Source organism: Mesorhizobium sp. CNPSo 4689 (assembly GCF_057784325.1).
The window spans coordinates 536953-560741 of sequence record NZ_JBWLUZ010000004.1; the positions used below are offsets into that span (position 1 = coordinate 536953).

Below are 23789 nucleotides of genomic sequence, written 5' to 3' on the forward strand. Positions count from 1 at the left end.
CGCTGGCCCTGCACGAAGGCTCAGTGCTTGATCCGATCCCGCATCGCATACCACAGCATGCCCAGCACATAGAGCGGACCGCGCAGTGCCGTACCGCCGGGGAACGGCAGCGGGGTGAGCGTCGAGAACAGGTCGAGCCGCGAAGCATCGCCGGTGATCGCCTCGGCCAAGAGCTTGCCCGAAAGCGTCGACAGGATCACGCCCTTGCCCGAATAGCCATGCGCGAAATAGACCTCGCCATAATGCCCAACATGCGGCAACCGCGACGTCGTCACCGATACCAGCCCGCCCCAGGCATGGTCGATACGGCAGCCCTTCAGTTGCGGGAAAGTGGCTTCCATATGCGGACGCACGAAGCCGGCAATGTCGGCCGGCGGCGATGGCGTGTAGCGCTCGCCGCCGCCGAACAGCAGCCGTCCATCCGCCGACATCCGGTAGTAGTTGACGACGAAGCGGGTGTCTGACACCGCGACATTGGCCGGGATGACATTGCGCTTGTCCTCCAGCGGCTCGGTGGCGACGATGTAGTTGCCGACCGGCATGATGCGGCTGTTGACGCGTGGCTCGAGCCCATGCAGCAGCGCATCGCCGGCCAGCACGACATGCTTTGCCCGGACCGAACCCTTGGCCGTCGAGACTCGTATCGAAGGCTCGCGGCCCAGCCGAATGGCCACCGAATTCTCATGGATGGTGACGCCGGCCGCGACTGCAGCGCGGGCAAGGCCGAGCGTGTAGTTCAGCGGATGCATGTGGCCGCCAAGCGGCTCGTACATCGCACCATGGTAGGGCGTGTCGACCTTGCCGCGTGCCTCCGCCGCCGACAGAATCTCCACGTCGCGAAACTTCATCATGCTGGCCAGACACTCGGCCTCTTCCTCGAGGTCCTTGAGATCAGAGCCGTTCACTGCGCCGACCAGATGGCCGGTCAGCCGGAGATCGCAGTCGATGGCATGGCGCTCGATGATGTCGAGCACCAGCCCCCGCGCTTCAAAGGCGAGATCGAACAGCGCTTTCGCCCGCTCCGGTCCGAAAGCCTTGACCAGCCCCTTGGTGCCTTTGCGCAGGCCGGGGATCATCTGGCCGCCATTGCGCCCCGATGCGCCCCAGCCGATCTTGCCGCCTTCGAGCAATACGACTTTCAGGCCGCGCTCGGCGGCGTGAAGCGCCGCCGACAGGCCGGTGCAGCCGCCGCCGACGACAACGAGGTCGGCGTCGACCTCGCCTTTCAGGGCGGGATGATCCGGCGACGGATTGGCGGTGGCGACATAATAGGATTTGCCGATATCCAGGCCGGAATTGAAACCCTCGGAATTGAATCCCATCATTACACCTTGAGCAGCAGGTGGTCGCGTTCCCAGCTCGTCACGACGCTCTGGAACAGATCGAGTTCGACGCTCTTGACGCGCAGATAGGACTGGAAGAAGTCCTCGCCGAGCAGCGCCCGCACCGGCTCGCATGCGGTGAACCGGTCGAGCGCTTCCTCCATGGTTTTCGGTAGTGTGCTCTTGATCTTGTAGGCATTGCCCGACGCCTCGGCCGAACGCGCGATTTTCTCCTCTACGCCGAGATAGCCTGCCAGCAGCGAGCCGGCGATTGCCAGGTAGGGGTTGGCATCGGCGCCGGGCAGCCGGTTTTCTATGCGCCGCGCAGCGCGGCCACCGGCCGGCACGCGCAGACCGCAGGAGCGGTTGTCATGCGACCACTCGATGTTGGCCGGCGCGCTGTGGTTCGGCCGGATGCGTCGGTACGAATTCACGTTCGGCGCAAACAGAGGCATGATTTCGGGGACATATTTCTGCAGCCCGCCGATGAAATGCCCGAACATAGCCGTGTCGGCATCCTCGCCGCCGGCAAACAGCGTGTTGCCCGCCTCGTCGATGACTGACATGTGCAGATGCATCGAGCTGCCGGCCTGTGCCGCGATCGGTTTTGCCATGAAGGTCGCGTGCATGCCGGACTGCTGCGCCGACTGACGCGTCAACCGCTTGAACAACAGCACCTTGTCGGCCAGCGCCAGCGCATCGCCATGCAGGAAGTTGATCTCGAGCTGCGCGGTGCCGGATTCATGGATCAGCGTGTCGAGTGGCAGCCCGGCGGCCGCCGCGTAATCGTAGATGCGCCGGATCACCGGCTCGAATTCTTCGAGTGCCGCCATGTCATAGGGATGCTGCACGCTCTCGGCGCGGCCATTGCCGCCGACAGGTGCGGTCAGGGGACGGTCGGGGTCCGGATTGGGCGCGGTGAGATAAAATTCGAGCTCCGGCGCCACCACTGCCCGCCAGCCGCGCTGGCGATAGAGATCGAGCACGGCCCGCAAGACATGACGCGGCGAGGCCATCCACGGCCGGTCGTCTATTTGGAACGCGTCGGCAAAGACATAGGCCTTGCCCGCGCCGGCACCGGGCGCCAGGCAGAGCGTGGAAACATCCGGCACCATCCGCATGTCCGGGTCCTGATAAGCAAAACCCTCGTCGATCGAGCCGGAATAGCGGCCGTCTATGCTGACCAGGAAGGCGCTGCTCGGCAGATAGAGCGCACGATCTTCCAGCGCCTTGAGGAATTTCGCCACCGGCAAGGCCTTGCCGCGCAGCACGCCGTTCAAGTCGGGCACCAGGCACTCGACTTCGCTGATCGCGTGCTGGGCCAGCCAGCTTTTCGGGTCGTTACTGCCGCTCAAAGGCGACGTGATGGTTGAGTGATTGTCAGGCATTTCGTTCATGTCCGTACGAGAGAGAGAATGGCCTCGGCGGCCGCATCCGTTCCGGGTTTCAGCGCCATTTGCGCTGCATTTTCCTTCAGGCGGGCGCGCATTGCATCATCGGCCAGCAGGCCGAGAATGGCTCTCTCCAATACTCCTTCGGTCCAGCCGTCACGGCCGATATGATCGCCGACACCGGTCTCGCCGGCGCGTTGCGCATTGTCGTGCCCATCCCAGCAATAGGGCATGATCAGCGACGGCACGCCGAAGCGCAGCGCCTCGCAAAAGCTGTTGTTGCCGCCATGGTGGATGAACAGGTCCGACTTCGCCACCACCGATGGCTGCGGGAACCAGGCGTCGAGATAGACATTGTCAGGCACCGCTCGATAGGCATCGCGCAGACCGCCGACATTGACGATGAAGCGCGCCGGCAACCTGTCGAACACGGCAAGCATGCGCTGGATCAGCCCGACATCCATGGCGCCGAGGCTGCCGAAGCTGACATAGACCAGCGGCCCGCCATCGCGCGGGAAGACGGGCACTTCGAATGGCCCTTCCGAACGCACGCAGCCTTCGAGATAGATGAAGCGCTCGGGGTCGAGCGGCGTAGCGCGCTCGCGACGCACGATGGTCGGCGTCAACAGCAAATTGAGGTCGGGCGAGGCCTCCAGGAACAGGCCCTTCGGCAGTGCTGCCAGGCCCGCATCGGCGCGCAGCCGGTTGAATCGCTCATGCGCCGGCGTCACTGCCGCGAGGTAACGCGCCTCGAAGGCCTCGCGGCCTGGATCGTCGGCCGCAAGGCCGGAGAGATAGGGCGGCACCTCCGCGTCGGGCAGTTCGGTCTCGGCGCAGGAGACGACGCGCACCCATGGGCAGCCGGCGCCGGCAAGTGCTGGAAACATGATGACATTGTCGAGCACGACGGCGTCCGGCTTAAGCCGCGCCAGCAATTGCCGCAGCGGCGCTTCGGCATTGACCGCGGTGTCGACGATCGCCTGCCATGTCGGGGCGACATAGGTTTCGAGCTGGTCGATCGGGCTCAGCCGGAAATGCGGCAGATGCCGGCGCACGAAAGCCTGCCAGTAGCTCTGCCGCTCGCTGTCGCTCAGCGGATCGTCGGTCGGCAGCTGGTATTCCTGAAAACCGTAGTCGGCGAACACACCGGAAAATCCGGCATGGCAGATGAACACCGGCCGGGCGCCACGGGCGCGCAGCGCCTGCGCGATGCCGACGCAATTCAGCGCCGCGCCGAAGCTTGCTTCGGGAAACAGCGCGATGGTCGGGCTGGCTTTGCGCGTCAAAATGGCCCTCTTCAATCCGGCCGGCTGATCATGCCGAACAAAGCGGGCGCACCGCGACTCGCCGCCTGCGGCCGCTGGCTGCGCGACAGCCTCAGATGCACGCGCAGCAGGTCGGCGGCAACCTCATACTGACGGCTTTCCAGATGGTCGAGTATGGTGAGGTGCTCGCGCAGCGACTGCTTCAGCCGGAAGACGTTGACGCCGGTATAGGTTCCCGGCAGCCGGCGCAGCCTGAGGTGGTCGGACAGCGCATCGGCAACGAAGCGGTTGGCGGAACCATCGGCGATCATGTCGTGGAATTCGATGTCCAGCCGCTGGAACTCCCTGGTGTCAAACGCCGCATCTGGTAGCGTTGCCAGTGCTTCCATGCCCTGGCGCAGTGCTGCCGCGCGAGCTCCATCCAGCCGGAAGCCCGGCGCCAGGATGGCCGCGGGCTCGAGCAGCAGGCGGAACTCGTAACTCTCGCCTTGTGCCTCCGGATCGTCGGGCGCGCGGCGAAACAGCCAGGATTGGCCCGGCGCGCGGTCGACAAGATTCTCCTCGGTCAGTCTCTGGAGCGCTTTTAGTACCGTCTTGCGTTCCGCATCGTACCGCCGCATCAAACCGACGACGGTCACCGTCTGGTCCAGCCGCCGCGCCGAGCGGTCGCGCAGGATCGCCTCGGCCAGTTCGTCCTCGGCCGTGACAGGCAATTCCGCGGCAACGGCGGCTTGGGCGGTGAGGTCGGCAACCAGACGATAGCCGGTAGCGGCCTCCCATTGCACGACACCCTGTTCGGTGAGCAGGCGCAACGCCGCCCGCACAGGAGTTCGCGAAACGTTGCAGAGCGACGCGATCTGCTGCTCTGGCAGATGCGCGCCGGGGGCAAAGCCGCGCTGCCGGGCGACATCCAGGATGCGCTGGGCAAGATCGAGATGGTTGGTGCGAGGTCGCCTGGCTGCCGCTTGCATGACTAGTCTCGTGAACGGACGTGATCGCCATGGTTTGGCCGATCGCGGACGCAATCGGCCAGATTCCATGGCGGCCTGTCAAATTATGGATTGACGTACTTTTTTCTGCAATAGTACTGTCACTGCAATCGGCAAGAAAAAGACCGGGGAACGGGATCGAGCCTGCGGCAGAACCGCGAACGCCGATCCAAAACGAATTCGACGTCAACCGGAATGGGAGTCTGTCATGACCGTCACCGCTTTGCGGCACCGTTCGCTCACAATGTCTTCAATCGCGCTTGGCCTTGCGCTGGCGCTCTCGGCGCCGGCCGCCGCTGCCGACCTCGTCATCTCCAACTGGGACGGCTACATGGCGCCCGATGCCATGGCCGCCTTCAAGACCGCGACCGGCGTTTCCGGCGAGGTCGTGGTGCATGCCACCAATGAGGAGATCATGGGCAAGCTCGTCGCCTCCGGCGGCAAGGGCTATGACGTGGTCTTCGTCTCCTCGCCCTTCGCCGAGGTGCTGAACAAGCTCGGTCTGACCGAGCCGATCGACCACGCCAAGGTTCCGAACCTCGCCAACCTCTATCCGGAAGCGACCAAGCTGCCGCACGATGCCGGCAATGCCTTCTCCGTGCCCTATACATGGGGCACCACCGGCCTCTGCTACCGCTCGGATCTGGTCAAGGTTGCGCCGACCAGCTGGAGCGATCTGCTCGCCCCATCCGATGATCTCAAGGGCAAGACCACCATGCTGGCGACCGACCGCTGGCTGCTTGCCGCCGGCCAGCTCGACAAGGGTTATTCGGTCAACGAGACCGATCCGGCCAAGATGGCCGAGGTGAAGGACCTGCTGATCTCGGCCAAGAAGACCTTGCTCGCCTATGACGACACCACCTTCTACTCCAAGCTGGTGTCGGGCGAGGCGCTGCTGGTGCAGGCCTGGGACGGCTGGTGCAATTACGGCATCGCCGAGAAGCCCGAGATCAAATACGTCATCCCGAAGGAGGGTTCGGATCTCTGGGTCGACACGATGGTGGTGATGAAGGCGTCCCCCAACAAGGACGCCGCCTTCCAGTTCATCAACTTCATGCTCGACGCCAAGAACCACGCCTGGGCGGCGCAGAACATCGACTACAAGGTGCCCAACAAGCCGGCGATGGAGAGCCTGCCTGCCGACTTCCTGGCCAAATTCCCCAACATGGCGATGCCGGTTGCCGATCTGGTCAAGTTCGAGCAGCTGCGCGATGTCGGTGACGCCCAGCGCGACTATTCGAAGATCGTTAGCGAGATCAAGGTCGCGCAGTAGGCGGCATCAAACTGGATCACGGCCGACGGCGGGCATCCGCCGTTGGCCGCCGAATGCGGTTCGTAATCGTGTCCCCAACCAGACTTCGCTCCTCCCTGCTGATGGCGCCGGCGCTGGCTTGGCTGACCGTCCTGATGGTGGTGCCATGCGCGCTGGTGCTGGCGCTCGCCTTCTTTCGGCGCGGCATCTATGGCGGCATCGAATACAAATTCACGCTGGAGAATTTCGGGCTGGTCTTCGACCCGCTCTATGCCGGCATCTTCCTCAACTCGGCGCGCATCGCCGGCACGGCGACCCTGATCGCTGTCGTCATCGGCTACGCCGCCGCCTATGCCATATCGGCCGCACCCCGCCGGTTGCAGCCGGTGTTCCTGTTCTTCGCCGTGCTGCCGTTCTGGTCGAACTACCTGATCCGCACCTATGCCTGGATCGTGCTGCTCAACCGCGAGGGCCTGATCACCCAGCTTTTGCGCTGGTTCGGCTACACCGGCGAACCGCCATCGATGCTCTACACTGAGGGTGCCGTCATCGCCGGTCTGGTCTATAACTATCTGCCCTTCGTCATCCTCGCCTGCTACGCGCCGCTGTCGCGCCTCAACCCGGAACTCGCCGAAGCCTCGCGAGACCTCGGCGCGTCTGCCCTGACCACATTTCGGCGGGTTATCCTGCCACTGACCGTGCCCGGCATCGCCGCCGGCGCCGTCTTCGTCTTCGTTCTGTCGATCGGCAATTTCGTCACCCCGGCGCTGCTCGGCGGCGGCCGCTTCCAGATGATCGGCAATCTCGTCTACGACCAGTTCCTGACCGCCAATGACTGGCCCTTCGGCGCCGCGCTCGCAATGGCGTTGATTGCCATCATGCTACTGGTGCTTGTGACGCAGGCGCTGCTGGCCGATCGCGCCGCCGGCCGCGCCACAGAAGCAAGAGGTGACGCGAATGGCTGAGGGCGCGCTCCTTCCCTTCTCCCCGTTCACGGGGAGAAGGTGCCCCGAAGGGGCGGATGAGGGGCGGCGCCAGCTCCTGCAATGTCGGGCGCTGCCCCTCATCTGCCTGCCGGCATCTTCTCCCCGTGAACGGGGAGAAGGACGCTGGACGCCTGCTTGCCTCTCAATCATCGGAGGGCGGCGATGACCCAATCCTTTGCCCGCACCCTCGGCATGCGGTCGATCCTCGTCCTCGTCTTCGCCTTCCTCTACATCCCGATCGCCGTGCTGGTCGCGCTCTCCTTCAACGCAGGCGGACTGCCGACGGCTTGGTCGGGCTTTTCGCTGAAATGGTATGCGTCGCTGGCCGGCAATGCGGCGATCCTGCAGGCTGCCCTCAACACGCTGATCGTGGCGCTGGTCTCGACCGTCATCGCCACGCTGCTCGGCACGCTGCTGGCCATCGGCGTCGAGATGCGCCGGCAATATGGCAGGGGCCTCGAGGCTCTGATCTTCGCGCCGATGATCATCCCCGACATCGTGCTGGCGATCGCGCTGCTCTCCTTTTTCTCCATGCTCAACCTCACCATGGGCCTGCACACCATCATCCTTGCCCATGTCGTCTTCAATCTCGCCTTCGTCTGCTCGGTGGTGCGCGCCCGGCTGAAGAGTTTTGACTGGTCGATCGTCGAGGCCTCGGCCGATCTCGGCGCCTCCGCGCTCACCACCTTCAGGCGGGTGACATTGCCGGTCATCCTGCCGGCGGTAATCGCCGGCGCGCTGCTCGCCTTCACGCTTTCGGTCGACGAATTCATCATCGCCTTCTTCACTGCCGGCGCAGGACGCGCCTCGACCACATTGCCAATGCAGATCTACGCGATGATCCGCTTCGGCATCACGCCGGAGATCAACGCACTGGCGACCATCGTCATGGCGGTCAGCGTCACCGCGCTGACCCTGTCGCAGCGGCTCAATCGCGGGGTGATCGGCCAATGAGCGAACCGCGCACCCTGCTGGCGATCGATCGTGTGTCGAAGAATTTCGGCCGGGTGAGGGCCGTTGACGGCATTTCGCTCGACATCCGCGAGAACGAATTCTTCGCTCTGCTCGGACCCTCGGGCTGCGGCAAGACCACGCTGCTGCGCATGCTGGCCGGCTTCGAGACGCCCAATGACGGGCGCATACTGCTCGACGGACGCGACATCGCCCGGATCCCGCCCAACAAGCGGCCGGTCAATCTGATGTTCCAGTCCTATGCGCTGTTTCCGCATATGAGCGTCAGGGCCAATGTCTCCTACGGCCTGGAAATGGAGCGGCTGCCGGCTACCGAAATCCGCTCCCGCGTCGATGCCATACTGGCGACAACCGAGCTTGTCCCCTTCGCCGACCGCAAGCCGGAACAATTGTCGGGCGGCCAGAAGCAGCGCGTCGCGCTAGCCCGCGCGCTGGTCAAGCGGCCTCGGCTGCTGTTGCTCGACGAGCCGCTCGGCGCGCTCGACAAGAAGTTGCGCGGCGCCATGCAGCTGGAGCTGAAGCGCCTGCAGCACGAGGTCGGCATCACCTTCGTCATCGTCACCCATGACCAGGAGGAATCGCTGGTCATGGCCGATCGCATGGCGGTGCTGAAAGATGGCAAGCTGCTGCAATGCGACACGCCGCACGCGGTGTACGAGCACCCGGCGGATCGCTTCGTCGCCGACTTCATCGGCGTGATGAATTTCGTGCCGGGCAAGGCCACCGCCGACGGCGTGCTGGCGGCCAATGGTTCGCGGGTCACGGGCAAGGTCCCCGCAACACTTTCGCCTGGTGCATCCGCTGTCGCTTCGGTGCGGCCCGAACGCATCCGGCTGTTCCCGTCGCCGGAGACCGCCAACCGCACCACCGGCACGGTCGAGGCGCTGGCCTATCAGGGGCTCGACCTGCAGTTGCATGTCCGCACCGCTTTGTCGCCAAAACCGTTCCTGGTGCGGGTCACTGCCGATGCCGCCGACCGCCGGCCGGTGTCGGCGGGTGACAAGATCGAACTCGGCTGGGACGCCGCCGACGTCAGAATTTTCACAGATTGAAGGAGAAGCTTGATGGCGCAGAAGACGATCGCGTTTTTCCCCGAGGCGGCCTTTGGCCCGGCGCTCAATTCCGTCGGCATCGCGCAGGCGGTCGAGGCGCGCGGCCACAAGGCGGTGTTCCTGTCGGACCCCGGCTTCGTCGACGTCTACAAAGGCTACGGTTTCGAGGCGCATCCAGTGAACCTCTCCGAACCAATGCCGCCGGAGCAGATGGCCAAGTTCTGGGAGGACTTCATCAACGGCCATATCCCGAACTTCCGCAAATCGCCCTACGACCAGGTCGACAACTATGTGAAGGATTGCTGGACGGCGATCGTCGACAGCGCCAAATGGGCGCAGAAGGACCTGCCGAGCGTTCTCTCGACCATCAAGCCGGACGTGATCTGCGTCGACAACGTCATCCTGTTCCCGGCGATAAAGCAGTACGGCAAGCCGTGGGTGCGCGTCATCTCCTGCTCGGAAAACGAGATCGAGGACGAGGACATCCCGCCGCACCTCTCCGGCTGCGGCGAGAACGACCATGCCGGGCATCAACGCTATCGCGATCATTTCAACGCGGTGATCAAGCCGATCCATGACGACTTCAACGCCTTCCTCGCTGCCAACAATGAGGCGTCCTATCCAATCGGCCAGTTCTTCGAGGCCTCGCCCTATCTCAACCTGCTGCTCTACCCCGAAGCAGCGAAGTTCAAGCGCCGCCATCCGCTCGACCGGGCAAAATTCCAGTATCTCGAAGGCTGCGTGCGGCAGGAAAGGCCCTACACGGTGCCAACCTTCGCCAGGAACAACGACGGGCCGCTGCTCTACGTCTCCTTCGGCAGCCTCGGCGCCGGCGATGTCGATCTCTTGAAGCGCATCATCGCGGCGCTGGGCAAGACGCGCTATCGCGCGCTGGTCAATGTCGGCGGTTACAAGGACCAGTACACGGACGTGCCCGGCAACGTCATCGTAGAGAGCTGGTTCCCGCAGCCTTCGGTGATCCCGCAAGTCGATGCCGTGATCCACCATGGCGGCAACAACTCGTTCACCGAGTGCCTCTATTTCGGCAAGCCGGCCATCATCATGCCCTATGTCTGGGACGGCCACGACAACGCCACCCGCGTCGGCGAGATCGGCTGCGGCTTTGGCATGCCGCGCTACGACTGGAGCGACACCGAACTGGTCGCGAAGATCGAGACCTGCCTGACCGATCCGGCGATGAAGGCCAAGCTGGCGAAGACCTCGGCGCAGATGCAGTCGCAGAACGGCCCGGAGAAGGCGGCCGCGCTGCTGGAGAAACTGCTATGACCTCCTCCGCACCCCATCTCCATCAAGCCTCGACCCGCACCGACCTCGTCGACTGGGGCGCGCAGCCCGACGCCCTAGACGGCGCGTCGCACTCCACCGGCAGGCTGGTTCACAAAGGGCCGAACAACCAGCCGGAAGCCGGCATCTGGATCTGCACGCCAGGCCGCTGGCGGCTGGCGATCCCGCGCGATGAACTGTGCCATTTCGTTGCCGGCCGCGCCACCTACAGATCGGATGTCGGTGAAGTGATAGAAGTCTCCGCGGGAACCGTAGTCATGTTCCCTGCCGGCTGGACAGGCGAATGCACCGTGCATGAGGCCATGCGCAACGTCTACATGCTGGCCTGAACAGCAACGGAGAGCATCACGACATGCCGACACCGCACTGGCCGAACGCCGCCTCGGTAGCGCTGGACGACTGGGGCGCAAGCGCATCGCCAATCGCCGGCTCGCCGCGCGCCTCGGGCAAGATCCTGTTCCAGTACCCGGATGGGTCGAGCGAATGCGGCCTGTGGTCATGCACGCCCGGCACGCGCAACATCACCTTCGCTGCCGACGAGTTCTGCCATTTCCTCTCCGGGCGCGGCAGCTACATCCACGAGAACGGCGAGCGGATCCCGGTCGAGGCCGGGACGCTGGTGTTCTTCCCCGCCGGCTGGACCGGCACCTCCGAAATAACGGAAACGCTGACCAAGGCCTTCATGTGCCGCTGAGCGCATCAGGCCCTTTCAAGGACATCGAAATGACAACGCCGATCATGCAATCCCCGCTCGCCATCACCGACCTCGTCGATTGGGGCGTCATCCCGACGATGATCGAAGGCGAATCCCGCACTTCGGGCAAGCTGCTGTATAAGGGGCCGGAAGGCCGCTCCGAATGCGGGCTGTGGGTGTGCACGCCGGGCAAGTGGCACTGCCACGTCGCCCGCGACGAGTTCTGTCACTTCCTCGAAGGCCGCTGCACTTATGTCCATGAATCCGGCGAGGTGATCGAGATCGAGCCCGATACGGCAGCGTTCTTCCCGCAGGACTGGAAGGGCGTCTGCACCGTCCATGAGACGATCAAGAAAGTCTACATGATCCGCTGAGCGGATCGGGAGGATTGTTCCATGGAGTTCTCATCCGACCGGCCGGCTTTCTTCGTCAATCCGGATTACCGGCCGCTGGCCGGCGCAAACAAACCAGTGATCGATCCGGCGACGCTGGAAACCGTCGGCTCCATCGCTGCCGCGACCGACAGCGAGATCGACGCCGCGCTCAGCGCAGCGACGCAAGCGCAAGCCGCGTGGAAAAAGCTCGACGCCAAGAGCCGCGCAAAACATCTGCATGCCGTCGCCAACGCCATCGAGGCAGCGGATTTTACCCGGTGCGCCGAACTGATGGTGCGCGAGATGGGCAAGCCCTATCCCGAAGCCATCGGCGAGATCGCCAATTGCGCGCCGATCTTCCGCTACTATGCCGAGATGGCGCGAGACGACGCCGGCAAGGTCGCCGGCACGACGCAGGCAGGTTCGTTCCAATATGCACGCTACGAACCCTACGGCGTCTCCGTGCACATCATGCCCTACAATTTTCCGATCCTGCTGATGTGCTGGACGGTCGCTGCCTCGCTTGCCGCCGGCAATGCCTGCGTCATCAAGCCGGCCGAACCGACGACGCTCTCGACGCTCGACTACATGACCGTGTTCCGCTCGCTGCCCGAGGGCCTGGTCTCCTGCCTGCCCGGTGGAGCCGCTACCGCACAGGCGCTGATCGCTTCCGACCGCACGCATGCCGTCGCCTTCACTGGCTCGGTCGCCGCGGGCAAAGCCGTCGCGGTGGCCTGCGCCGAGCGCATGAAGCCCTGCGTCATCGAGGCAGGCGGCAGCGATCCGTTGATCATCAGCGAGCACGCCCCGCTGGACGTGGCGGCCGCCGGCAGCGTCACCGCCGCCTTCCATCTCACCGGCCAGGTCTGCACCTCGGCCGAGCGCTTCTTCGTCGTCGATGCCGTCCATGACCGCTTCGTCGAGCTGTTCGCCGAAAGGACTCGCGCGCTGCGCATCGGCAACGGGCTGGACAAGAGCGAGATCGGGCCGATGGTCAGCGAGGCGGCGCGGGCGAAGGTCATGCGGTTGGTCGATGATGCCATCCGCAGCGGCGCCAAAGCGGTAACCGGCGGGCGCATACCGCCGGCGCACAATATCGGCTGGTTCTACGAGCCAACCATCCTGACCGGCGTTACTCCGGACATGGCGATCGTGCGCGAAGAGTGTTTCGGGCCGGTCGCCACGATCTGCCGGGTGAAGAATTTCGACGAGGCGATCAGCCTCGCCAATGACAGCCCGTTCGGGCTCGGCGCCTCGGTGTTCACCACCGACCTCGCCGAAGCGCATGAGGCGGCCGAACGGCTCGAGGCCGGCATGGTCTGGGTCAACAACCCGCTGATCGACAATGACGCATTGCCCTTCGGCGGCTGGAAGGCATCAGGCCTCGGCCGCGAGCTCGGCCGTCAGGGGCTCGATGCCTTCCGCCGCTCGAAGATGGTCATCATCGACCACAAGCCCGCGATCCAGGGCTGGTGGTATCCCTATCCCGACAGCTGGTTCCGCGACACCGGCGGCCGCAAGCACGTTTGAGGCTGCGCGGCAACGGCTGCCATGCGGGAGCCTTCGTCGTCCGCACGGGAACACTGACTATACTATCTGCGGCTGTCGACCGGTGCACTCATGCCGACCGCAACTGGGGGCGCGGCGATCACGCGGCTTGCGGCATCGCGGCTGAACCGTCTATCGTGTGATTGAAAAATCGCCGGCTTCGGCCCCGCGCCGCGTTCGGCTCAATATCCTAGCGGCAAAGACAAGCCAGCTGCGTAGATTTCAGAACGAATGAAGTAGCGCATCGCCAATGGCCGACAAGACACAATTCGGATTGACCGCCGTCGACACCGTCCCCCTGCATGAGAAAGTCTATCTGGAACTCGTGCGGGCCTTGATGTCGGGTCAGTTTGTGCCTGGCCAGAAGCTGACCTCGCGCAAGCTCGCCAAGGAGCTCGGCACCAGCGACATGCCGGTGCGCAGCGCCTTCATGCGCCTGCAGGCGCTGCGCGCGCTAAGCCCGATGCCGAACGGCAGCGTCGAGGTGCCGATTATCTCGGCCGAGCGGTTCTCCCAGCTGACCGCCGTGCGAACGATCCTGGAAGGCTCGGCGACCGAGCTGGCGACAAGGCTCATCAACGGCAACAATTTGCGGGCCATCCGACGCCACTGCGCCGAACTGACCATGGCGGCGCGCAAGGGGGATATCGACGACTATCTGCGCAAGAACTACGCCTTCAAGTTCTCCATCTACCGCCACTGCGGCAACGAGCAGATGATCTTCCTGATCGAGACGGTCTGGATGCAGGTCGGCCCCTTTCTCAGGAACCTCGGCATGGGGTTCGAGGACGACCTCGCCTCCATTCTCGACATCGACTACCACGAGGAGGCCGTGGCGGCGATCGAGGCCCAGGACGCGGAGCGCGCACGCGCTGCCATCGTGCGCGACATCGACGAGGGCGCGGCGCATATCCTGCAGCAGGCCAGATTTCCGAAAATTCGGAACTAGAAAGGGATCCAGGCCGGAGAAACCTACCCACTGATTGACCTCCGCTTCGCGGAACCGGCGGCTCAAATGCTGCTTGGCTTTGCCCCAGCTTACCTCTATGTTGCGATCGCAGATCGCACAATTGGTTTTGAGATGCCCCCCGATATCCCGGCTAGCGAATTGAAAAAATGAAGGAAACGCCGTCGGCAAAGGCCGAGGCGGCCTTCAGAAACTCACGAGCTATTTTTAACAGGGATATCGTGGCTCCAGGCTACGGCACCTTCAAAAACCAAGAGGTTGGAAATTGGGCGATGCAATTGCGGACGTTCTGAACTGGCTTGAAAGCAGAAACGACATCCAGAGCCTGAGAGCCGCGGTGTGCGATCTCAACGGCATCATGCGCGGCAAGCGCATCCCCGTCGAGCAGGCGCGCAAGGCGCTTGAGGGCAAGCTGCGCATGCCCTTTTCGCTGATCGGGCTCGACGTCTGGGGCGAAGACATCGAAGGCAACGCACTGGTTTTCTCGACCGGCGATGCCGATGGCCTCTGCCAGTGGACCGGACGCGGCATCTTGCCCGTCAACTGGACCGCGCATCCGACAGCCCTTGTCCCGCTCTGGCTTGCCGACGAGAACGGCGCGCCCTATCTGGGCGACCCGCGGCGGGCGCTGGCCCGCATCCTCGACCGCTACAGGGCGCTCGGCCTGACGCCGGTCGCCGCTACCGAACTCGAATTCTACCTGGTCGACCCGCAATCGCAGCGCCCGGTCGGGCCGGTCTCGCCGGTGACCGGGCGCCGTCTCGATTCCGACGCGGCACTGTCGATCGACGAGATCGACGACTTCGAGGCCTTCATCCACGACGTCTATGATGCCTGCCGCATGCAAGGCATCCCCGTCGACACGGCGATCGCCGAGAACGGCGTCGGCCAGTTCGAGATCAATCTGAACCATGTCGCCGATGCCCTGCGCGCCGCCGACGATGCCGTGCTGTTCAAGCGCACCGTCAAGGGCATTGCCCGCAAGCATGGCTTTGCCGCCTGCTTCATGGCCAAGCCGTATGGCGACCGTGCCGGCAACGGCTTTCATGTCCATTTCAGCCTGGTCGACACCGACGGCCGCAACGTCTTCGACGACGGCAGCGACCAGGGCTCCGAGATCATGCGCCATGCCGTCGGCGGTCTGCTTGCGGCCATGGCCGAGAGCACGCTGGTGTTTGCGCCGCACTTCAATTCCTACCGCCGGCTGCGCCCGCGGTCCTACGCTCCGACCGCGGTTGCCTGGGGTTACGAGAACCGCATGGTGGCGATCCGCATTCCCGGCGGACCGTCGGCTGCGCGCCGCATCGAGCATCGCGTTTCGGGCGCCGACGCCAATCCCTATCTGGTCCTGGCAGCCATCCTCGGCGCCGCACTCATCGGCATCGAAAGAGAACTGTCGCCGGGCGACCCGACCCGTGGCGAAGGGCAAGGCGGCCAGCCGGCCAGGCTGCCGCCGGACTGGGCCTCGGCCATCGCCAGTTTCGAAAGCGGGCCGCATGTCGCGGAGATCTTCCCGGCGATCCTGCGCGACTCCTTCGTCGCCTGCAAACGCCAGGAACTGAACACCTTCGCGCTCAATGTCAGCGATTTCGAACTCGAGACCTATCTCGAAAGCGTTTGATCAACGGTCAGCACTCCCGGCCGAGGACCTCGGCCGGGGCGCCAACTCCGTCAGCGCGCCGCCCACGCCAGGCCGCGGCGAAGAATGGTCCGCATTTGCGGCACCTCGAATTCCGCGGCCGCGTGCCCGAGCGACGAATAGAAGACCTTGCCCTGGCCATGCCGGCGCTTCCAGACGACCGGCATGACGACACCGTCGATCCAGGGCGCATGGTCGCCGGAAAAAGTGGTGGTCGCCAGCACCTCGTTCGCGGGATCGACATGCATGTAGTACTGCTCCGAGCGGTACGAAAAATCGTCGATACCGCTCATGATCGGATCGTCGCGCCTGGTGACGTTCACCCGGTAGTCGATCATGTTGCCGGGATGTGCGACCCACTGGCCGCCGCACATGAACTGGTAGTCCGTCGATTCGCGGAACGCGTCACCCATGCCGCCATGGTAGCCGCCGAGGCCGACGCCGCCCTCCACCGCCTTCGCCAAATTGCGCTCCTCGTCCTTGCTGAGCTTGGACATGGTGTAGATCGGCACGATCAGGCTCAGTTCGGCGAGCGCCGGGTCGGCGAATGCAGCGGTCGTAGTCTCGACGCGCACGCCAAAGCCCTCCTCCTCGAGCAGCGCCTTGACGGCACGCGCCCCTTGTTCCGGCTCGTGTCCCTCCCAGCCGCCCCATACGATCAGCGCTTGCCGCATAGTCATCTCCGTCAATGGTTTGCCCGAGGTATAAACCAGGGTTGCCAAACATAAGCCGCCGGATCGTGATTCGGGCGACAGCCCCGCCGCTTGGACAAGCTGGCTCTACCCGGGCGAATCTTCAAACACAAAAAAACCCAGCCCCTGGAGGCTACCGGGCATGTGATGCGTGCATCGCGGGAGTGCTGCGGAAACTGGATGCTCAGGCCGAGCCGAAGCCGGTATCTCTTCGATTCACGATCGATGGAACGTCGGCCGGTCCTGCAAAGTTGCCTGGACGTCAGATCGAGATATAAGACCGATCAAATCCGGCTGTTTCGATAAGCCCTGCATGGTCATGCAGCTCGACCACGCCGTTGCGGAATGAAGCCAGGCCGGCCTCTCGCAATGCCTTCATGACGCGGCTCACATGCACAGCCGAAAGACCCAGCGCGTCGGCCAATTCGGCCTGGGTCAACGGGCAAACAAAGCGGGCAGGATAAGTCGTTGCCGACCGATGTGCGCGGCAGGCCAGTTCGAGAAGAAGATGGGCCGTGCGCTCGATGGCTCCTCTCCGACTGACTCCAGCCAGATGTTCCGCAACCCTGGAATATCGACTTGTCTCGGCCTGCAGCACAGCCTCGCAAAAGGGCTGCGGAAAGCGCGAAAAACAAGAATGGACAGGACCGGCCAGCTCGATCGCGGTTACGTCCGACAGGGCCGTTACCGTCTCGCTGACTTCGCCGGCGAATTCGATCAAGGCAATTTCGTGAGGAAGCGCAAAATCGACGATCAGGCGTGAGCCATCCGGCAGCGTCTTGGCAAATGCCGCCCACCCGGACGTTATGATCAGGATTGCCGATCTGGCCTGATATTCACGCGCGATCGTCGTGTTGGCCGTATAGGAACGGCGCACGGCTCCCGGCAACTCAGACACGCCCCTTTCCCAACTTGCTTCAGCAAGTGTAGGTCTCAGCCCGAATCCAAGAATCTGCTTCGAAAAGCTCATCTCACCCCGAAATAACCCAGCCACAGGTCAACCTGAAGCTGCAAATCTAAATCAAATACTCCGAAAGTGCCATCAATGATTTCATCCAGGTGGGGCCGCAGTCTACCACCTTTGGCTAGGGTCCTACCACCCTGTGAGGTTGGAGCGGGCAGGCGGGGCCAAAGTTGGCCTGGGAGGACCACCGTGGGTCTTGGAGAAACATCGCCGCGCGGTGCCAGCATTCGAGCAAACGGGCACAGCCGCACCGGCCGCAAAGGCTTGCTCAGCTTAGAGCAATTCCAGGAAAAGTGCGTAGCGGTTTCCGTCCGGAACTGCGTGAAAACAGAGCGATAGAGCGGTTCTGCGTTTCCGCGAAACGCAGAACCGCTCTAAGCGCTGTACCCCATTCCATCGGCAAGTGTGCCTGCTGGTCACCTGTGGCAAACCAACGAACAGATGGTCCCGCCACCGAATGGACTTATCCTTCGGCCCTCGGCTTAACCATCAAGACGGCCTTTGCGGTCGCCTACTGGCTCGAACCATCGCCGGCGGGATGGTCCAGCTCAAGCACAGCTTTCTTGGAATATCCCCTGAATGTGGCATTGCGACCTGCTGGTCGAGCCGACACTGGAACCGCAGAGCCTGGCAAAAGATCGGGCGATCGCAATTCTTGCAAAGATGCACCGGAGAGCAACTCTCTCTCTCTTCCAAGACTTTCCGTAGCGCCGGCCGAAACGATCTGTTCCTTTGTTGCGGCTGCTGGTTTCCGGCGCAGGAAAAGTCGCGAATTCGAGGGACGTTTCGCGTTGAAGGTTTGTCGCCTTTCCTCGGCAGTCTCCAGGTCGCCGACTGCCGAGATGACCGATGCCAGCCTGTCTTCGATCTGCGTCAACCGCCTTCGGGTGAAAAGCAGGGCAACCAAAACCAAGAAAGTATTCGCGAGAACGACGAGGACTGCTCCTGCAGGGCCTTCGAAGCTGAACAAGATCACTGCGACAGCCCCGACAAACACGACAAGGGCACTGTAGCTCAGCATCCGGCCCTCCTTCAGAAGAAGCGCCAGCGGCAAGCTTGCCAGCAACACCAGGATGGCTCCTGATCTGTTCGCCACCCAATCCACAAACTGCAAACCGATTTCGCCATACGTGTCCATATCAACCCCAGGGTCGCCGAGACAAATGAGGATATCCGCCGCTTTCGCGTCGCCGGAGGGCGCACGCTTCGCCTTCGCGCCCCTTGATGACGCCAGTGTAGTTGTAGACCTCCCGGATGAACTCGGAAAGGTGCCTGGGCGACGCCCTCAAGCCCTCCGGAAGACTATCGGGTAGACCAGATCGACCTTTAGCCGAGTTACTACTCATTAATGGTAATGGCGAGGCTGTCCGCGAAGCTGATATGGTTTCGATTGACCGGTTGCGTGATCGGTCAACGGGCGGAAGAGAGCGATTTGGACATGCCAGATGGCGGGGCGAGAACCCCTACCGTTTCATGCGCGTGAGTGCGCTTAGCAGCTAGCTGCCCGAAGGATCTTGAAGTGCGAGCCATTCAGCCGGCGCTGAAGGGGTAGGAGTTCTGTTGTTCGTCGCAAGGATTCGGAAATGCCTAGCCCGACTGACAATCCGATCATGACCCGGCAATTGATGCCGCTCGACGTCAGGGAGATTCTTGATTTCCTTGTCCGGCGCTGGAAGTTTGTCTGTGCGACTGCAGCGATCACCTTTGCTATATTCCTGGTTGCTGCCTATAAGATCCCACCATCGTACACGGCAGCTGCGGAAGTCTTACTCGACGCGCCGAACGATTATGTCACTCCACAGGATTACTCAAAATCCGACTTTTCGGACAATTCAACATTCATCGAAAGCCAGATTGCGGTGCTGAGGTCTACTTCCCTTCTGCAGAAGGTCGTCGATGGCGAAAAGCTGACGGAAGATCCCAACATCGGGCCAGCGGCGTTGGATTGGCTCAAGGGTGCGCTGGGAGTCTCGCGCGTCGGACTTGCCGACGTCATCGAGCTTTCCGTGACCTCCTACGATCCGGACAAATCGGCATCCCTCGCCAATGCAATTGCCCAGGCCTATGTCGTTGACCGGGTAAAGTCCCGTTACGAGGGCGCCAAGAAAGCGTCCACATGGCTCAGTGAGCGGGCCGCGTATCTGCGGGAAGAGCTCAGCCGGTCGGAACAAGCCGTCCAGAAATTCCGGATCGATCACAATCTATTGTCGACACAATCGGGCAGCCTGACCGACCAGCAGCTGTCTGAATTGAATGTCGCCCTGATCAATGCGCGCGCGGAACTGTCGGAGAAAAAAACAAAATATCAGCTGGTTGACAAATTACTGAGTGGTGGCGGCGATATCCAGACCATACCTGACGTATTGCAGTCCGTTGTCGTCAGCGCACTTCGAGCTCAGCAATCCGTGGTGGCGCGGCGGGAAACCGACCTTCTGTTGAAGTATGGCGAACGGCATCCGGACGTGCTGGCTGCCCAGGCGGAGCGCCGGGACATCGAGGGACAGATTTCCGCCGAGGTCCAGCGCCTCATCGGCAATCTAAAGAATGAAGTCGACGCCGCCGAGGCTCGCGAAGCTTCGCTCTCGCGAGCCCTGGCGTCGGTATCCGACAAGTCCGAAGTTGAAGGTCAGGTTGGCGTCCAGTTGCGCGACCTGCAGAGGATTGCCGACGCCAACAAGGAGCTCTTTGGGACGTTCCTGTCTCGCGCCAAGCTCGCCGAGGAAAAATCCACCCTCCTCAACAGCGGCGTACGCGTCATCACGGACGCGGAAATTCCGGATGCGCCAAGTTTCCCGAACAGGCCCCTCTTTGCGGCCTTGGGTCTGGTCCTCGGTGTCTTCTTTGGCGGCTCCGGCGCCGTTCTTCGTGAACTTTTCGCTTCCGGCTTCATGGCAAAGAAACAGATAGAGGAAGAGCTGGCCGTTCCGGTTCTTGCGTCCGTGCCGAGAATGTCGGGCTGGTCGGGAGACGCCAATTCCCAATCTCAACCGGTGGCTTATCTCGAGCGCCGGCCGCTATCCAGATACAGCGAAGCCGTACGACGGCTTCGCCTGGGCATGGAGGCAACGCCTGGGGCGGGGCGTTCGCCGCGCCTCATGCTGGTGACTTCGGCGATGCCCGGCGAAGGAAAGACAACTCTGGTGCTAAGTCTGGCCTGCTCCGCAGCCGCCGACGGCGACCGGGTCCTGGTGATCGATGCAGACTTGCGGCTTTCAGCAGCCACGGCCTTCTTTGGCATGGGGGATAAGGTCGGATTGGTTGACCTTCTGACTTTGCCGATGAAGGCCGCTAACGCAATTCATCGGGACGAACGTTCGGGAATCCATCTGCTGCCTGCCGGCGCCAGGACGCGGAACCCACCTGCCCTTCTGGCTTCGGCGCGAATGCGCTCGCTCCTCGATGAACTCCGCGGAAAGTTCGACACGGTGATAATCGACGCACCGCCTGTAGGCCCCGCGGCCGATGCCTCGATCCTGGCGCCGTACGTCGACAAGGTCGTCTTTGTCGTGAAGTGGCGTGACACCTCACGCGAGGCCGCTGCCGAGGGAATTCGAAGTCTTGGCGGCCGTTCCAAGATCGCCGGCATTGCCCTGACAATGGTGGACGAACCAAAGCTGCCAAGATACGGCCGCTACACGTCGCTCGAAAGCAGTGTCTCGGACAGTTACTACCTCAACTAAGAGAAAAAGAAGAATTCACAATGCTGCAATCCGACTTACATTATGATCCGCTCCTGGAACCGACAAGAGACAGCCGCGACGGCAAGGCTGCGCGTTGGTGCGTGGTCCAGACACATCAGCATTCCGAGAGCCTGGCCGAGCGGCACCTTCTGTCGCAGAACTTCCGAACCTACCTGCCCAAGCGCAAGCGGACTGTGCGGCACGCTCGTAGCGTCAAGACCGTTTGCAGCGCGTACTTTGATTGCTACCTGTTTGTCTCCCTGGCTGTCGATCAGCAAAGTTGGTACCCGATCAACTCCACCGTTGGCGTTCGAAAGCTCGTCATGAGTCATGGCGTGCCGACACCGGCGCCGTATGGCGTCGTTGAGTCCCTGATATCGGCGACCGATGACGACGGAATCTTGCATCCGGATGTGCTGCTGAGGCCGGGGCAAAGAATTCGGATCACCGACGGACCGTTCTCGGACCAGCTCGGCGTGCTTGATTACGTTGGAAGAGCCGGAGCCGTTAGAATTCTTCTCGATATTATGAACCGTTCAATTCCGATTACCATTGATAGAGACAACATATCGATCGTCTCTCAAAATTGAGCTTGTGTTTTTCTAGTTGGTTTTTTCGCAATGTGACGCCGAAACTATGCGGCGAGGGAGTGTTGAGTTGGCGCACAATTCACCCTCAGTGCGGTAGCGTGCAATACGAGTTCCAAGCCCTTGAAACCTTCACGCAAGTCCAAACCAGGAAGCTGTCACCCCGCGGGCCCCGGAGAGCTTAGGGATGGCCTGCAGCCGCAACAATATCGTCGCTGGTCCCCTGAGGCCAAGGCAAGGATGCTGGCAGAAGCGTTGGCGCCGGACGCGCATGTTCCAGCACCTGCCGGGGCGCCTGGCGCGGGGTCGTGGCAAGACTTCGCCTGGCGGCGGAAAGCCGTTGTGGACAGCGAAGCCGATACAGAGCCAACGCAGACTGACGGAAATGCTCCTTTTCGCCCCTTCGAAACGGAACCGGCACTGCCGATCGCCGCCGAACTTTTTCGAGCGCTGAATGCGGCCGGCCTGAAATACGGGATCGTTCAGGATCTCGCATCGGTGCAGGACGCACTTGCTGGCCGGGACGATCTGGATGTCCTTTTGGACAAGCACGACTACCCGGTCTTCTGCTCGATCGTCAGCCGGATGCAGGGTCGCCGCGGCGTGAGCCTCTCCTGCTACGACAATGTCTGTGCCGGCCGGGAGGACTGGTTCATACCCGACTTTTCGCGCGGCCGGTACCTGCATCTCGACACGCATATCGGTGTCCGGGTCGGTCGGGAGTTTCGTAAGCGCTATCTGGCGTTCGACTATGCGACGATCGCACGATGGGAGTCTATTTGTGTGGAGGACGTATCGGTTCCCGTCGTCTCTCCTGAAGACGAGATCCGAATAGCGATTGCCCGTTTCGCCTTCCGGGCTCGGGCCTTCCCGTGGAGCCGGTGGATCACCCTGCCCGATCGCTGGAAGGACCAGCTTGCACGCCTGCCATTGCTGCCCAGCGAGCCACCGCTGCCCGGCGAGCAAAGCTTGCATGTCGTGGAATACACCTTTGGCGGCGGAAGGACGGCGATCTGCAGGTTCCGGAAAAGCGGCGACGATCTGGTCGCTGATTATGGCGATCTTGCCAGACTGCGTCGTTCGATCCGGGCAATGTCTGGTTTCACAGGGCATTATGCAGTCGCCGATGCTGCGGTTCATCTGGTCCGCAAGACCTCATATCTCGCCCTGAGGCTGCTTCAGCGCCTGATGCCCGGCCGCCTTCCACCGAAGAGACGGCCGGTGGCTGGCGGGCTTGTTGTGGCGGTAATCGGTCCTGATGGGGTGGGCAAGAGCACTCAGGTCGATCGGCTGACCCAGACATTTCGATGGAAATTCGGGTGTGCGCAGGCCTATGTCGGAACCGGCGATGGCCGCGGATGGTGGCTTCGCAAGCGGCTGCAGAGCCTGATTTTACCTCATAGACGCAGCCTGAAGTCCCTAGTCCAGGATGGCAACGATTCCATCCGCCGAAGTTGGGCCAAGGGAGGCGTTGTCGCGACCGGGTTGGCATTGTGGGCGGTCCTGATTGCGTTTGAGCGATACGCAGTTGTGAAGCGTGCACATCGATGGGCAACACGCGGCATGATCGTCGTTAGTGACAGGTGGCCGCAGACGCTGCGCAGGGGATATCTGGACGGGCCAACCATCCCCGAGCACCTGTTCTCCATCCCGGGCTTGTCGGCTCTCGCCCGGCTCGAGCAGAAACTCTATCAAAAGATGGAGGAATGCCGGCCGCACCTCATTTTGCACCTGGTTTCCGATTTTGCCGTCTCCGAGCAGCGGAAGCCGGGAGAGATCAGGAAGGAAGCGTTCGATGCGCGGCTGTCGCTGATGGCGGAGCTGCGGACCCGGGACAAAGACATCCGGACCGTTGACGCGAGTGCCAGCCTAGAGACGGTCAACCGGGAACTGTTCAGGCATATCTGGCTGTCTCTGTAAGAGACAGCGCGGGCGGCACAACCGCCGACATCCACCACCACGGCAGACGCAAGCGAGCAGCCTTGCCATGACGAACGCCCTCACGGCCGGGCGATCCCGGCCATGCGCGGGACAGGCGCCGAGAGAAGTCCCCAACGTCCCGACCGCTGCGCCGATCTCCTGCCCGAATGCACCGTCCGCCGGATTTCAC

At 62.7% G+C, this 23789-nt stretch carries 21 protein-coding genes; 14 read left to right on the forward strand and 7 right to left on the reverse strand.

Going from position 1 to position 23789, the window contains the following annotated elements:
- Nucleotides 1-20: 20 nt before the first annotated feature.
- The 4 genes from AC04SI_RS10240 to AC04SI_RS10255 are packed head-to-tail and all read right to left on the reverse strand — an operon-like array spanning nt 21 to nt 4949.
- Nucleotides 21-1325, reverse strand: coding sequence for an NAD(P)/FAD-dependent oxidoreductase (locus tag AC04SI_RS10240; RefSeq protein WP_488474169.1), 1305 nt, complete (start codon nt 1323-1325; stop codon nt 21-23).
- Entirely contained in the window at nt 1325-2710 is a 1386-nt protein-coding gene (locus AC04SI_RS10245) for a glutamine synthetase family protein (protein ID WP_404278271.1), read from the reverse strand. The genes AC04SI_RS10240 and AC04SI_RS10245 overlap by 1 nt, the downstream gene beginning before the upstream one ends.
- A 5-nt stretch (nt 2711-2715) precedes the next feature.
- Nucleotides 2716-3999, reverse strand: a complete 1284-nt coding sequence (locus AC04SI_RS10250; protein WP_404278273.1) for a nucleotide disphospho-sugar-binding domain-containing protein — start codon at nt 3997-3999, stop codon at nt 2716-2718.
- Between the two features lie 11 nt (nt 4000-4010).
- A complete protein-coding gene (locus tag AC04SI_RS10255) occupies nt 4011-4949 on the reverse strand; it encodes a GntR family transcriptional regulator (protein WP_404278275.1) in 939 nt (312 codons plus the stop codon).
- A 226-nt stretch (nt 4950-5175) separates the two neighbouring features.
- On the opposite strand from AC04SI_RS10255, the gene AC04SI_RS10260 reads away from it, so the two are divergent.
- The 11 genes from AC04SI_RS10260 (at nt 5176) to AC04SI_RS10310 (ending at nt 15738) form a co-directional block, all read left to right on the forward strand.
- Nucleotides 5176-6240, forward strand: a complete 1065-nt coding sequence (locus tag AC04SI_RS10260; protein WP_404278277.1) for a polyamine ABC transporter substrate-binding protein — start codon at nt 5176-5178, stop codon at nt 6238-6240.
- A 101-nt stretch (nt 6241-6341) separates the two neighbouring features.
- On the forward strand, nt 6342-7184 hold the full coding sequence (locus tag AC04SI_RS10265) for an ABC transporter permease (protein WP_404278329.1): 843 nt from the start codon (nt 6342-6344) through the stop codon (nt 7182-7184).
- A 183-nt stretch (nt 7185-7367) separates the two neighbouring features.
- A complete protein-coding gene (locus AC04SI_RS10270) occupies nt 7368-8159 on the forward strand; it encodes an ABC transporter permease (RefSeq protein WP_404278279.1) in 792 nt (263 codons plus the stop codon).
- Nucleotides 8156-9229, forward strand: a complete 1074-nt coding sequence (locus AC04SI_RS10275; RefSeq protein ID WP_404278281.1) for an ABC transporter ATP-binding protein — start codon at nt 8156-8158, stop codon at nt 9227-9229. Before AC04SI_RS10270 ends, AC04SI_RS10275 begins: the two co-directional genes overlap by 4 nt.
- A 12-nt stretch (nt 9230-9241) precedes the next feature.
- Entirely contained in the window at nt 9242-10516 is a 1275-nt protein-coding gene (locus AC04SI_RS10280) for a glycosyltransferase (RefSeq protein ID WP_404278283.1), read from the forward strand.
- On the forward strand, nt 10513-10863 hold the full coding sequence (locus AC04SI_RS10285) for a cupin domain-containing protein (RefSeq protein ID WP_404278285.1): 351 nt from the start codon (nt 10513-10515) through the stop codon (nt 10861-10863). Before AC04SI_RS10280 ends, AC04SI_RS10285 begins: the two co-directional genes overlap by 4 nt.
- A gap of 23 nt (nt 10864-10886) precedes the next feature.
- Nucleotides 10887-11228 carry a cupin domain-containing protein gene (locus AC04SI_RS10290; RefSeq protein ID WP_404278287.1) on the forward strand — a complete coding sequence of 114 codons (342 nt, stop codon included), beginning with the start codon at nt 10887-10889 and terminating at the stop codon, nt 11226-11228.
- A gap of 29 nt (nt 11229-11257) precedes the next feature.
- Entirely contained in the window at nt 11258-11602 is a 345-nt protein-coding gene (locus AC04SI_RS10295) for a cupin domain-containing protein (RefSeq protein ID WP_404278289.1), read from the forward strand.
- 21 nt (nt 11603-11623) lie between these two features.
- A complete protein-coding gene (locus AC04SI_RS10300) occupies nt 11624-13132 on the forward strand; it encodes an aldehyde dehydrogenase family protein (protein WP_404278291.1) in 1509 nt (502 codons plus the stop codon).
- A gap of 268 nt (nt 13133-13400) precedes the next feature.
- On the forward strand, nt 13401-14099 hold the full coding sequence (locus tag AC04SI_RS10305) for a GntR family transcriptional regulator (protein WP_404278293.1): 699 nt from the start codon (nt 13401-13403) through the stop codon (nt 14097-14099).
- Nucleotides 14100-14382: 283 nt separating this feature from the next.
- On the forward strand, nt 14383-15738 hold the full coding sequence (locus tag AC04SI_RS10310) for a glutamine synthetase family protein (protein WP_404278295.1): 1356 nt from the start codon (nt 14383-14385) through the stop codon (nt 15736-15738).
- A 50-nt stretch (nt 15739-15788) separates the two neighbouring features.
- Here AC04SI_RS10310 and AC04SI_RS10315 read toward each other — a convergent pair whose 3' ends face one another.
- The 3 genes from AC04SI_RS10315 to AC04SI_RS10325 all read right to left on the reverse strand — a co-directional run bounded on the left by AC04SI_RS10315 (nt 15789) and on the right by AC04SI_RS10325 (nt 18550).
- Complete coding sequence (locus tag AC04SI_RS10315) at nt 15789-16430, reverse strand: ThuA domain-containing protein (RefSeq protein ID WP_404278297.1); 642 nt, start codon at nt 16428-16430, stop codon at nt 15789-15791.
- A gap of 280 nt (nt 16431-16710) precedes the next feature.
- Entirely contained in the window at nt 16711-17346 is a 636-nt protein-coding gene (locus tag AC04SI_RS10320; RefSeq protein WP_404278299.1) for a Crp/Fnr family transcriptional regulator, read from the reverse strand.
- Between the two features lie 577 nt (nt 17347-17923).
- Nucleotides 17924-18550: a hypothetical protein gene (locus tag AC04SI_RS10325; protein WP_404278301.1), complete on the reverse strand. Its 627-nt coding sequence runs from the start codon at nt 18548-18550 to the stop codon at nt 17924-17926.
- A 445-nt stretch (nt 18551-18995) separates the two neighbouring features.
- Here AC04SI_RS10325 and AC04SI_RS10330 point away from each other — a divergent pair, with 445 nt between their 5' ends.
- The 3 genes from AC04SI_RS10330 (at nt 18996) to AC04SI_RS10340 (ending at nt 23599) form a co-directional block, all read left to right on the forward strand.
- Nucleotides 18996-21092, forward strand: a complete 2097-nt coding sequence (locus tag AC04SI_RS10330) for a GumC family protein (protein ID WP_488474170.1) — start codon at nt 18996-18998, stop codon at nt 21090-21092.
- 20 nt (nt 21093-21112) lie between these two features.
- The gene (gene nusG, locus AC04SI_RS10335) at nt 21113-21682 is read left to right on the forward strand and encodes a transcription termination/antitermination NusG family protein (protein ID WP_192180640.1); all 570 of its coding nucleotides are present in this window, start codon (nt 21113-21115) and stop codon (nt 21680-21682) included.
- Nucleotides 21683-22021: 339 nt separating this feature from the next.
- Entirely contained in the window at nt 22022-23599 is a 1578-nt protein-coding gene (locus AC04SI_RS10340) for a hypothetical protein (protein WP_488474171.1), read from the forward strand.
- The last annotated feature ends 190 nt before the right edge of the window (nt 23600-23789 follow it).